11 protein-coding genes are annotated in these 12,398 nt (G+C 58.3%); 4 read left to right on the top strand and 7 right to left on the bottom strand.

Features of this window, described 5'->3' with window-relative positions; genetic code table 11:
* Window positions 1–35: 35 nt before the first annotated feature.
* From argR to acs, 7 genes are all read right to left on the bottom strand, one after another.
* Window positions 36–1,016: a transcriptional regulator ArgR gene (argR, locus tag CAF77_RS15005; protein WP_011335538.1), complete on the bottom strand. Its 981-nt coding sequence runs from the start codon at window positions 1,014–1,016 to the stop codon at window positions 36–38.
* A 246-nt stretch (window positions 1,017–1,262) separates the two neighbouring features.
* The gene (locus CAF77_RS15000) at window positions 1,263–2,027 is read right to left on the bottom strand and encodes an ABC transporter ATP-binding protein (RefSeq protein ID WP_003227281.1); all 765 of its coding nucleotides are present in this window, start codon (window positions 2,025–2,027) and stop codon (window positions 1,263–1,265) included.
* Window positions 2,028–2,050: 23 nt separating this feature from the next.
* Window positions 2,051–3,175, bottom strand: coding sequence for a succinylglutamate desuccinylase/aspartoacylase family protein (locus CAF77_RS14995; RefSeq protein WP_011335539.1), 1,125 nt, complete (start codon window positions 3,173–3,175; stop codon window positions 2,051–2,053).
* 1 nt (window position 3,176) lies between these two features.
* Window positions 3,177–3,875 carry an ABC transporter permease gene (locus CAF77_RS14990; RefSeq protein WP_011335540.1) on the bottom strand — a complete coding sequence of 233 codons (699 nt, stop codon included), beginning with the start codon at window positions 3,873–3,875 and terminating at the stop codon, window positions 3,177–3,179.
* Window positions 3,872–4,561 carry an ABC transporter permease gene (locus tag CAF77_RS14985; RefSeq protein WP_007951063.1) on the bottom strand — a complete coding sequence of 230 codons (690 nt, stop codon included), beginning with the start codon at window positions 4,559–4,561 and terminating at the stop codon, window positions 3,872–3,874. The genes CAF77_RS14990 and CAF77_RS14985 overlap by 4 nt, the downstream gene beginning before the upstream one ends.
* A gap of 91 nt (window positions 4,562–4,652) precedes the next feature.
* Window positions 4,653–5,426, bottom strand: a complete 774-nt coding sequence (locus CAF77_RS14980) for an ABC transporter substrate-binding protein (RefSeq protein ID WP_064383630.1) — start codon at window positions 5,424–5,426, stop codon at window positions 4,653–4,655.
* Between the two features lie 732 nt (window positions 5,427–6,158).
* Entirely contained in the window at window positions 6,159–8,114 is a 1,956-nt protein-coding gene (acs, locus tag CAF77_RS14975) for an acetate--CoA ligase (protein ID WP_007951065.1), read from the bottom strand.
* A 463-nt stretch (window positions 8,115–8,577) separates the two neighbouring features.
* Here acs and CAF77_RS14970 point away from each other — a divergent pair, with 463 nt between their 5' ends.
* The 4 genes from CAF77_RS14970 to CAF77_RS14955 all read left to right on the top strand — a co-directional run bounded on the left by CAF77_RS14970 (window position 8,578) and on the right by CAF77_RS14955 (window position 12,349).
* Window positions 8,578–8,838, top strand: a complete 261-nt coding sequence (locus tag CAF77_RS14970) for a DUF2790 domain-containing protein (protein WP_011335542.1) — start codon at window positions 8,578–8,580, stop codon at window positions 8,836–8,838.
* Window positions 8,839–9,392: 554 nt separating this feature from the next.
* On the top strand, window positions 9,393–10,643 hold the full coding sequence (locus CAF77_RS14965; protein ID WP_007951068.1) for a ribonucleotide-diphosphate reductase subunit beta: 1,251 nt from the start codon (window positions 9,393–9,395) through the stop codon (window positions 10,641–10,643).
* A 347-nt stretch (window positions 10,644–10,990) separates the two neighbouring features.
* On the top strand, window positions 10,991–11,521 hold the full coding sequence (locus CAF77_RS14960) for a Bro-N domain-containing protein (protein ID WP_085654904.1): 531 nt from the start codon (window positions 10,991–10,993) through the stop codon (window positions 11,519–11,521).
* A gap of 114 nt (window positions 11,522–11,635) precedes the next feature.
* Window positions 11,636–12,349: an HNH endonuclease gene (locus CAF77_RS14955; protein WP_085654873.1), complete on the top strand. Its 714-nt coding sequence runs from the start codon at window positions 11,636–11,638 to the stop codon at window positions 12,347–12,349.
* Window positions 12,350–12,398 lie beyond the last annotated feature (49 nt).

Genomic DNA, 12,398 nt, shown 5'->3' with positions numbered 1-12,398 from the left:
ATGGAGTCGATCTCCATGGCGCTGCGGCTCAGCGGTCAACCGCGCTCTGGCGGCACCGACGACAGTTCAAAAGGACTGCTGCTGCGCCGCTGGTTGCGGTCTTCGCGCGGCGTGGCGCCGAAGAAGTTGCGATAGGCGCTGGAGAAATGCGGCCCCGACGAGAATCCGCACGACAGGCCGATCTGGATGATCGACTTGCTGGTCTGCATCAACATCTGCCGGGCCTTGTTCAGGCGCAGTTCCAGGTAGTACTGGCTCGGCACGCGGTTGAGGTATTGCTTGAAGATCCGCTCCAACTGGCGACGGGACACGCACACATGCTGGGCGATCTCGTCGGTGGTCAGCGGCTCTTCGATGTTGGCTTCCATCAGCAGCACCGCCTGGGTGAGCTTCGGATGGCTGGAGCCGAGACGGTTCTGCAACGGAATGCGCTGACGCTCGCCGCCTTCGCGGATGCGCTCGACCACCAGTTCTTCGGAAACCGCACCGGCCAGTTCCGCACCGTGATCACGGGCCAGCACCGCCAGCAACAGATCGAGCACCGACATGCCGCCGCATGCGGTCAGGCGATCGCGATCCCAGTCGAACAAATGGCTGGTGGCGATGACTTTCGGGAAGCGTTCAGCGAAATCGTCCTGCCAGCGCCAGTGCACCGCCGCGCGGTAACCGTCGAGCAGACCGAGTTGCGCCAGCGGATACACACCGGCCGACAGTCCGCCGATCACACAACCGGCGCGCACCAGTTGCTTGAGCGCGCTGCTGAGAGCCGGCGCCAACGTGGTCGGTGGCTCATCGGCGAGCAGGAACAGTTTCTGGAAGTTTTCGAGCTTGCCGGCCCAAGGTTCGCCGGGCAGTTGCCATTCACCTTCGGCCGGTGCTTCGGCCTGCAGGAACGACAACTCGTAAACCACGTCCGGATGCACACGCTGGGCAACACGCAAGGCCTCCTCTGCCAGCGCCAAAGTCAGAGCTTTAGTGCTGGGCCAAATCAGGAAACCAATTCGATGGGCAGTCATGGGCGGGCGATCCGAAGCGAATAACGGTGATGAAGGCAAGGGCCAATGCTAGCCCGAAAATGAACACAAATCGCGAAACCAGCAAAGATCAATTGTGGGAGCTGGCTTGCCAGCGATAGCGGTGTGTCTGTCCCAGAAATGCAATCTGGCAGGACGCCATCGCTGGCAAGCCAGCTCCCACAGGAATCGAGACCGGCCTCAAGGCTGCGAAGCATGCACTATCTCGGTGCACAACGGCAGCCCTGATTACTTGAGGCTGCCCGAGAGGAATTGTTGCAAACGTTCCGATTGCGGATTGACCAGCACTTCACGCGGGTTGCCGCTTTCTTCCACGACGCCTTTGTGCAGGAACACCAACTGGTTCGACACTTCACGGGCGAAGCCCATTTCGTGGGTCACCACCACCATGGTCCGGCCTTCCTGAGCGAGGGCCTGCATGACTTTCAGCACGTCGCCGACCAGTTCCGGGTCGAGGGCGGAAGTCGGTTCGTCGAACAGCATCACTTCCGGTTCCATCGCCAGAGCACGGGCGATTGCCACGCGCTGCTGCTCGCCACCGGACATGTGCCCCGGGAACGCATCCTTACGATGAGCCACGCCGACCTTGTTCAGGTAGTGCTCGGCTTTCTCGCGGGCTTCGGCCTTGGACACGCCCAGCACGTGAACTGGCGCTTCCATGATGTTTTCCAGCGCGGTCATGTGCGACCACAGGTTGAAGTGCTGGAACACCATCGACAGGCGCGAACGCATGCGTTGCAGCTGTTTCGGATCAGCGGCTTTCAGCGCGCCGTCCTTGTTCGCCACCAGTTTCAGCTCTTCGTTGTTGAGCAGGATCTTGCCCGCGTGCGGCTGCTCGAGCAGGTTGATGCAGCGCAGGAAAGTACTTTTGCCGGAGCCACTGGAGCCGATGATGCTGATCACATCGCCGGCGGCCGCTTTCAGGGAAACGCCCTTGAGCACTTCGTGACTGCCATAGCGTTTATGCAGGTCTTGGACTTCAAGTTTGTACATGCGGTCGGTTCTCACAAAAACAGTCAGTCGTTGAGCAAAGGGCCGTCGCGCAGCGCATCGCGCCCCGCCACTTTGGCCAGCCAGAAACCGGGTTGGGCGTAACGCAGCCGCTCAATGGCAAACAGCACCCCGGACGTACCAGCACAGACCGTGCTGACCCGATCCGACAGCGGATCGATCACTTCGAAAATCTTGTCACCGGCTTCAACCCACTCGCCGGGCTTGCGCAGAAAACTCACCACACCGGGATGCGGCGGCAGGAGCATTTCGGTGCCTTCGAACGGCATGCCTTCGCATGGTTCGTGCGCCGCGCTCGGCCACTCGCCACGGATCAGGCCCTGCTCGGCGAGGAACGCCAGAATGCCTTCAGCCCAGGCTTCGGCCTGCGCCGGCGTGGTGTCAGCCTGACCGCCGAGTTCGACGGTGGTCGCCAGGCACGCCAGTGGAATTTGCGCGTCCGGGAACAGACGCGACAGACGCAGCCACGGCAGCGAACAGGCTTCGTCGAACGAGCTGCCGCCGGAATCTTCCGCCAGCAGGCCGACCTTCACGTCCAGGTGCGCAGCGAGCGAACGCCACTGCGGCCAGTGCTGCGGCAACGCGTACATGTGCAGCGCGGCTTCACAATCGCAATGCAGATCCAGCACCACATCGGCGGTGGCGGCGTGTTGCAGCAGGATGCGCTGCATGCCTTGCAACTGGCTACTCGCCTCAGGTAATTCGGCCAGATGGTCGGCCATCGCCTGACGGATCAGACGGATGTTGGCGTGCGGATCATCACCGAGTTGTCCTTCCAGCCTGGCGGCCACCGGGGCGCTGAGCTCGACGAAATCACGGTTGAAATTCTTGCCGCTGCCGGCCTCGAAACGGCCCTGATGGTTGCCTTGCAGCAACTGGCCAAGACCCAGCGGGTTGGCCACTGGCACCAGCTCGATGACGCCGTTGAGCAGGCCCTTGGCTTCGAGTTCGCCGAGGCGTTTTTTCAGTTCCCAGGCGGTGCGCATGCCGGGCAGTTCGTCAGCGTGGAGGCTGGCCTGGATGTAGGCCTTGCGCCCACCACTGCGCTCTCTATTTCCAAAGCTGAACACCGAAATCCGGCGCTCGCTGCCCAGGTGGCTCCACGGCAGAACGTGGTCGATGCGTTCCATATCAGTGCTTCCTCGGGGCCAGGTAGCTCAGCCAGCGACGCTCGGCCAGCTTGAACAGGCGCACCAGAATGAAGGTCAGGCACAGGTAGAACACGCCGGCGGTGATGTACGCCTCGAACGGCAGGTAGAACTGCGCGTTGACGGTGCGGGCCGCGCCGGTGATGTCGATCAGGGTCACGATGGACGCCAGACTGGTGGTCTGCAGCATCATGATCACTTCGTTGCTGTACTGCGGCAGCGCCCGGCGCAGGGCCGATGGCAGCAGGATGCGCTTGTACATCTTGACGCGCGACATGCCCATGGCCTTGGCCGCTTCGATCTCGCCGTTCGGCGTGGCCTTCAGGCTGCCGGCGATGATTTCGGCGGTGTAGGCGCTGGTGTTGATCGCGAACGCCAGGCACGCACAGAACGTTGCGCTGGACAGCCACGGCCAGAGGAAGCTCTCGCGCACCGCTTCGAACTGGGCCAGACCGTAGTAGATCAGGAACAGTTGAACCAGCATCGGCGTGCCGCGAATCACGTAGGTGTAGAGCCAGGCTGCGCCATTGACCACAGCGTTCTTGGATACGCGCATCAGCCCCAGCGGCAGGGCCGCGAGCAGACCGAAGAACAGCGACAGCGCGAGCAACTTGAGGGTCGTGACCAGACCGCCGAAGTACAGCGGCAGGGCCTCCCAAATGACGTTGTAGTCGAAGATCATAGATCAGCCGCCCTTACGCCTACCGAGTAGCGCTTCTCAAGGTGACGCAGCGCCAGCAACGAGACACTGGTGATCACCAGGTACATCGCCGCCACTGCGAGGAAGAAGGTGAAAGGCTCGCGGGTGGCGTCGGCCGCCTGCTTGGCCTTGAACATCATGTCTTGCAGACCGACCACGGAAATCAGCGCGGTGGCCTTGGTCAACACCAGCCAGTTGTTGGTGAAGCCCGGAATCGCCAGACGAATCATCTGCGGCACCAGCACCCGGAAGAACACCTGGAAGCTGCTCATGCCGTACGCCATGCCCGCTTCGGCCTGACCTTTGGGGATCGCCATGAACGCGCCGCGGAAGGTTTCCGACAGGTACGCACCGAAGATGAAACCGAGGGTGCCGATACCGGCGGCCAGCGGGTTCAGGTCGATGTAGTCGTCATAGCCGAGCATCGGTGCGACGCGGTTGAGCAGGTCCTGACCGCCGTAGAAGATCAGCAGGATCAGCACCAGGTCGGGAATCCCGCGAATCACCGTGGAATACAGATCGCCCAGCCACGCCAGCCAGCGCACCGGCGACAGGCGCAACGCGACGCCGATCAGCCCGAGAACGATGGCCAGGGCCATGGACGACAAGGCGAGCTGAAGCGTCAGCCAAGCGCCATCGAGGATGACAGCCCCGTAGCCTTTCAACATGATTCAGGTCCTCGAAAGTTGGGATGAAAAAATGGCGCAAACCGCAGAGATCCTGTTGCTTGCGCCATTTCGGACGGGTCGAGCGACGTCTTTACTTGCCGTAAATGTCGAAGTCGAAGTACTTGTCCTGGATTGCCTTGTACTTGCCGTTCTCGCGGATGGCCGCGATGGCGGTGTTGATCTTGTCTTTCAGGGCGTCGCCCTTGCGTACCGCAATGCCTACGCCGTCGCCGAAGTATTTGACGTCGGTGAACGCCGGGCCCACGAACGCGAAGCCTTTGCCGGCGTCGGTTTTCAGGAAGCCGTCATTCAACAGCGTAGCGTCCGCCACGGTGCCGTCGAGGCGGCCGGCGGCCACGTCGAGATAGATTTCGTTCTGCGAACCGTAAGGCTTGATCTCGGCACCCAGCGGGGCCAGGACTTCGCGGGCGAAACGCTCGTGGATCGAACCACGTTGCACGCCGATGTTCTTGCCCTTCAGCTCAGCCAGACCTTCGCTGACCTGAGTACCTTCCTTCATCACCAGGCGGGCCGGGGTGTTGTAGTACTTGTTGGTGAAGTCCACGGACTTCTTGCGATCTTCAGTGATCGACATGGACGACAGGATCGCGTCGATCTTGCGCACTTTCAGTGCCGGGATCAGACCGTCGAACTCTTGCTCGACCCACTGGCACTTGACCTTCATTTCTTCGCACAGCGCGTTGCCGATGTCGTAGTCGAAACCGACGATGCTGCCGTCCGGCGCTTTGGAGGCGAATGGAGGGTAAGCCGCTTCGATACCGATTTTCAGAGGCTTTTCATCGGCGAATGTCGGCAGGGACAGCACGGACAGTGCCAGGGCGCCAAGCAGCACAAGTTTCTTCATCTTGGGACTCCATCGGTAAAGGGCAAAAACGGCAGAGTGAGCGACAGCCCAATATGCGAATGGGTGTAACGACATCGGTTGCTGCGTGCGTCGGACAATTCCAGTCAAAACCGCGAAGGCTTCAACGCAAGCCACGACGAGCGAGTGATCGGCATTCTAACGACAGGCCCGAAGCCGATATTTCTTCAATGCGACAACTAATTACAGATGCACCGAGAAACCCGCTTGAGCACATTGACAGCCCTGCAATTTCATGCAAGAGCGAAAGACAGTGAACCGATCTATGCTGCAAATTGCGGGCCTATTATTCGCAAACCCTTCTAATCCGGCAAGCGCGGGGTTATGTCTTATTTTTCACCGCGGGTTTTGAGGCTCTAAAACGGGGCGATGCGTTTCTCATTGCCCCGTTGCGGAGCAGGCGGTTACACATTCGGTTACTTGAAGGCGGACGGGTAACAGTGGGAATGGGCTGACGGAGCAATTCGATAATTATTGGCTGCTGATTTTTTGTTCCATCAGAGGGTTGCAGCTTTGCATGACAAACCGCTTTCGCTGGCAAGCCAGCTCCCACAGGTTTTGTGGTGTGCTGGAGGTTGCGGGAGCAACGGAGATCCCTGTGGGAGCTGGCTTGCCAGCGAAGGGGCCAGCACTAACAACCCCTAAACTCCAGACAACAAAAAGCCCCGCCCGGCGCAATGCCGGACGGGGCTTTTCAGCCTTCAGACCCGCCGCTTACGCGACGTTCATGGTCTTGTGCGTATCGATCAGATGCTGCACCACACCCGGATCCGCCAGGGTGGAGATGTCGCCCAACCCTTCGTATTCAGCCGTAGCGATCTTGCGCAGGATACGGCGCATGATCTTGCCCGAACGGGTCTTCGGCAGCCCCGGCGCCCACTGGATCACGTCCGGCGAAGCGATCGGTCCGATCTCCTTGCGCACCCAGTTCTTCAGCTCCAGACGCAGTTGCTCGCTCGGCTCTTCGCCGTTCTTCAGGGTGACGTAGACATAAATGCCCTGCCCCTTGATGTCGTGCGGCACACCGACCACCGCCGCTTCGGCGACTTTCGGGTGAGCGACCATCGCGCTTTCGATCTCGGCGGTACCCATGCGGTGGCCGGACACGTTGAGCACGTCGTCCACGCGACCGGTGATCCAGTAGTAACCGTCGGCATCGCGACGAGCACCGTCACCAGTGAAATACATGCCACGGAAAGTCTTGAAGTAGGTGTCGACGAAACGGTCGTGATCGCCGTACAGGGTGCGCGCCTGACCTGGCCACGAATCGAGAATCACCAGATTGCCCTCGGCCTCGCCTTCGATGATGTTACCGAGATTGTCCACCAGCGCCGGCACCACACCGAAGAACGGACGTGCGGCCGAACCAGGCTTGAGCGCATGAGCACCCGGCAGCGGGCTCATCATGTTGCCGCCGGTTTCGGTCTGCCACCAGGTGTCGACGATCGGGCAACGGGACTTGCCGACGTTCTTGTAGTACCAGTCCCAGGCTTCCGGGTTGATCGGCTCGCCCACCGAACCGAGCAGACGCAGGCTGCTGCCGTCCGCGCCTTCAACAGCGGCGGTGCCGGAAGCCATCATCGCGCGGATCGCGGTCGGTGCGGTGTAGAGGATGTTGACCTTGTGCTTGTCGACGATCTTCGCCACCCGGGTGATGTCCGGATAGTTCGGCACACCTTCGAACAGCAGCGTGGTCGCGCCGTTGGCCAGCGGGCCGTAGACGATGTAGCTGTGACCGGTGACCCAGCCGACGTCGGCGGTGCACCAGTAGATTTCGCCCGGACGGTAGTCGAACACGCGCTCGTGAGTCATGGCCGCGTACAACAGGTAACCGCCAGTGGTGTGCTGCACGCCCTTCGGCTTGCCGGTAGAGCCGGAGGTATAAAGGATGAACAGTGCTTCTTCGGCGCCCATCTCTTTCGGCGCGCAGACAGTGCCCGCCACTTTCATCAGGTCTTCGTACCAGATGTCGCGATGCTGGTTCCACTTGATGTCGCCGCCGGTGCGCTTGCACACGATGACTTTCTGGATGCTGCTGGTTTCCGGGTTGGTCAGCGCGTCGTCGACGTTGGCCTTGAGGGAAATCTTCTTGCCGGCACGGATGCCTTCGTCAGCGGTGATCACCACTTTCGAGCGGCAGTCGATGATGCGACCGGCCAGGGCTTCCGGCGAGAAACCGCCGAACACCACCGAGTGAATCGCGCCGATCCGGGTACAGGCCAGCATGGCGACCACGGCTTCGGGGATCATCGGCATATAAATGGTCACCACGTCGCCGCGGTGCACGTCCTGGCCACGCAGGGCGTTGGCGAGTTTGCACACTTGTTCGTGCAGTTCGCGGTAGGTGATGTTGCGGCTTTCGGAAGGATCGTCGCCTTCCCAGATGATGGCGACCTGATCGCCGCGCTCGGCCAGATGACGGTCGAGGCAGTTGTAGGAAACGTTCAGGGTGCCGTCGGCAAACCACTTGATGTCGACATGGTGATCGTCGAACGAAGTCTGTTTCACCGTGGTGAAAGGCTTGATCCAGTCGAGGCGCTTGGCTTGTTCGCGCCAGAAGCCGTCAGGGTTGACGACCGACTGTTGGTACATGGCTTTGTAGGTCGCCTCGTCGGTCAGCGTATTGGCCAGAACCTCGGGACGAACGGGATACAGGGAAGCCGCACTCATCTTTCCTACCTCGGTGTAATAGTTGTTTTTGTATGACCCTGTTGTAGCCGGGGCGCCCGTATAGAACCATTCGACGATGGTAGTAACAAGCCCCTACAAAACATCCAGATACACCGGAGGCACGCTGCCAATACCTTGCCGAAATGCTTCGCAGCCCTTGTGGGAGCTGGCTTGCCAGCGATTCAGGCGACGCGGTCTTTCAGGAAAGCCAAAGCATTACCAACACGATATCCAGCGATTGTTACCAAATCTGCCAAAGGTGTTTATCAAAACCGGGTCTGTTTACCCCTGCCCCGCCTCCCTAAAATTCACCTCGCCAACAAGGCAAAGCGATTAACAAGGTTACAGCCCCCACGAAGGCCGTTAATCCAGTTCTGAAGTAACAAAGCAAAACGATGAAGTTCCACACGCAACCCCAAAAAGGTTGCGTGACCCCACTCGACCTCAAGAAGGTAAATGTCAAATGAAAGCTTTATTGGTTCTGGCCCTCAGCAGTCTGTGCGCAACCGCCATGGCAGACGAGGTTCCGACTGATGTCGCACAGCAACAACCAGCCATCGAGGAATACACTTACTCCACTCACCTGGACATCGCCAAAGTTGTGTCGATGAGCGAAGTTCCGAATGTCTGCGAAGTTGTTCCGGCGAAAATGGAGTACGACGACTCCAAGGGTCAGCGTCACATCCTGCGTTACAGCATCATGGGTAACGGCTGCACCAATTGATGCGTTGAGACTGCACCGAATCGGATCACTCAGCGCTACATCGAGGGTCGATTCCAGCCCGGCTTCGGTCGGGCTCAGTTGTGTTTGAAGCGGCGCAAAAGGGTTGCAAAACACAAGATATAGTGAAAAAAGCGGTTTTTTGCTCGTTTTTTGAGCAATCAATCACACGCCAAAAAATTAATGAAAAAAAATTCTCCGGGGCCAATCCCGGCGAAAGCCCTGTAAACCCTCGCTCCGATCGAAATCACCCGCGCGCTCGACCGCCCTGCGCTGTTTCGCCCTCCCCCACGCCCGTGTTTTTTTCCCTATAATGCCGCCCTAATCGGGTCAGCAATATTCCCTTACAGGGATCAAAGCCATTCTGAAGCCCCGCAGCAGCGACAACGCTGACCTGCGCCCGTCAGAGGCTCTCGGAAACCCGTAAAAATTTTCTGTTTATTGCCTGCGTAGCACCGCTGCAAAAAACGACATCCAACGCGGCCTGTACGGCCGTGTGAAAAACCAACAATCAGTTTTCACACGGGCACAGGCCCTCACGCAGGAGACGACACGTCATGCTGAGCTGGGACGAATTCGACAAAGAAGACAGTGAAGTAGCAGCAGTGAAAGGCGCCAACGCCGGCCACGCTAGCGAAGCCAACATGGACCGCCTCGACAGCGCCGGCGGTGCCGCCGCCCTCGAAGCCCGCGCCGTGACCGCCGAAGACTCGGCCGCCGTGGCCCGCGCCAAGGCTGCACTGGATTCCCTCGACGTCGCCGAAGGCCTCGCCGAACTCGAAGGCTCCGCCGCCCGTGTCGCCGTTGACGAAAAGCGCATGATCAACTGCCGCGCCGACCTCAACCAGCTCGTGCCATTCAAGTACGACTGGGCCTGGCAGAAATACCTGGACGGCTGCGCAAACCACTGGATGCCGCAAGAAGTCAACATGACCGCCGACATCGCCCTCTGGAAAAACCCGGAAGGCCTGACCGACGACGAGCGCCGCATCGTGATGCGCAACCTCGGCTTCTTCTCCACTGCCGACTCCCTGGTTGCCAACAACCTGGCCCTGGCCGTGTACCGCCTGATCACCAACCCGGAATGCCGCCAGTACATCCTGCGCCAGGCGTTCGAAGAGGCGATCCACACCCACGCCTACCAGTACTGCATCGAATCGCTGGGCATGGATGAAGGCGAGATCTTCAACATGTACCACGAGATCCCGTCGGTCGCGAAAAAAGCCGCCTGGGGCCTGAAATACACCCGCGCCATCTCCGACCCGGAATTCAACACCGGCACCGTCGAAACCGACAAAGAGCTGCTGCGCAACCTGATCGCCTACTACTGCGTTCTGGAAGGCATCTTCTTCTACTGCGGCTTCACCCAGATCCTCTCCATGGGCCGCCGCAACAAAATGACCGGCGTCGCCGAGCAGTTCCAGTACATCCTGCGCGACGAATCCATGCACCTGAACTTCGGCATCGACGTGATCAACCAGATCAAAATCGAAAACCCACACCTGTGGGATGCCGAAATGAAGGAAGAAGCCTCGCAAATGATTCTGCAAGGCACCCAGCTGGAAATCGAATACGCCCGCGACACCATGCCTCGTGGCGTACTGGGCATGAACGCAGCGATGATGGAGGACTACCTGAAGTTCATCGCTAACCGTCGTTTGAGCCAGATTGGTTTGAAGGAAGAGTACCCAGGGACGACTAACCCGTTCCCTTGGATGAGCGAGATCATGGACTTGAAGAAAGAGAAGAATTTCTTTGAGACTCGTGTGATCGAATACCAAACTGGTGGTGCTCTGAGCTGGGACTAATCATCTCGCTCGCCACGATTTGACGATTGCTGCTTGAGTCGTCGAATTGAGAAAGCAAAAAGCCCCGATTTGATCGGGGCTTTTTTATGGGCGGCTGGTAGTCCTTTTCCATCCCTACATTGCAGCGCTCAATCTCCTACAGCACTTACAGCCGCTTCGCATTGAAGCCAACTGCAAGCACCTCTAAGCTCAATTGCAGGTGCCTAAGAAACACCCAACGTAGAAAGCTTGATCAGTCACACAGACGCATATGCCGTCAGTGGAGCTGCCTCGCTCGTTGGGATTTCTTAAGTCCACTCTACGTTGGGGCCAGGCCCTCCAAAATTCTGAACGTAGAGGTAATGGATATGCCCGATCCTTTTTCTGTAACAGTCTTCTCGCGTCACAACCTCGCACTACACGCCCTTCTACTCGAAAACCAAACGTGGTTCTGCGCCCGCGATGTCGGCCGCTTGATGGGGTTCCATCTGTGCGAACGCATGGTCAACAAGCTAGATAAGGATCAACGTCGCGTTTTGTGGATTGAGTATTTTCGGCAACCCGAAAAGCAATTGATGCTCAGCGAATCAGGTGTGTATGCGCTGCTTGTGTACCACTACGTTCCGGGGAACCGGTTGTTGCGAGAGTGGTTGACTCTGCAAGTGGTGCCGGCCTTGCGCGATGCAGAGCACTCAGGACATTCGGAACGACCGATGTTGAGTTTGTTGGATTGGCCGGAGATGTCGTTGAGCTTGCTTCATTGGCAGGATGAAGGCTGGATTCGACTGCGGGATATGCCTTATCTGCTGAACGATCAGACGCAACGACGGACACAGGGGAAGCCTTGGTGGAGAAAGGTTGTGCAGGTGTTTCAGGCTTCAAAGCATTCGATGGGCTAGTGATGGTGGTCGTAGGACCTTGCAAGATCCGTCGATATTTTCTGTAGGAATTTTCGTAGACAGCTGTGGTGGCCACTCAGTATCGTCCGAGGGTTTTCAACCCTCGGCGACTGTATGGACACTTCGAAAGAAAAAACTGGCTGGAGTGATGAGGAGCTAGAAGCTTCTGTAGACGCTTATCTAAAAATGCTGGTTCTTGAACAACAAAATCAGCCATTCAATAAAGCGGACGAGAATCGACTCTTGCGAAAAGGCCCGCTGAGCAAACGCAGTGCCTCGTCAGTCGAGTACCGCATGCAGAACATCTCTGCTGTGATGGATTTATTGGGACTGCCGAGAATTACAGGCTATGTTTCGGCGAAGAATCTCGGCTCCGGTGTCATTACGCGTATCAAAGAGATCCTGGCTAAAAAAGACATGGAAGCGATACGAAACAGCTCACGAAGAGGCACTCAGCTGACTCGATTCCGGCTGATCGAACCTTCCGCACCTGAATTGAATGATGCGCCCCCGGGTGTACTCAACCCGAAGCAGACTAGCGCGACGGTAGTTAGGCTTTCGCGCAAATTAAATGTGAAAAAATGGGTTCTGAAACGTTCTCAAGGTATTTGCGAAGGGTGTGGCCAAAAAGCGCCATTCCAAGATGCTGATGGCAAACCTTTTCTTGAAGTTCATCATCTGAAACATCTCGTTAACGGGGGGACAGACCGTACGAGCAACGCAGTAGCCCTCTGCCCGAACTGCCATCGACGTTGCCATTACTCGAGCGACAAAGAAGAGTTCACTGCTAAGTTTTATAGGAGCGTCGAGGGGTTAGAGGCTGAATAGCTACAAGGTATTTGGCAGTCAGCCAGTTAGAACGCGTTCACCCAGTTGT

Origin of the sequence: Pseudomonas sp. R15(2017) (assembly GCF_002112685.1) — a bacterium.
Lineage (GTDB): Bacteria > Pseudomonadota > Gammaproteobacteria > Pseudomonadales > Pseudomonadaceae > Aquipseudomonas > Aquipseudomonas glycinae.
Note: the sequence above shows the minus strand (reverse complement) of the source record. Positions and strands in the feature narration are given on the sequence as shown.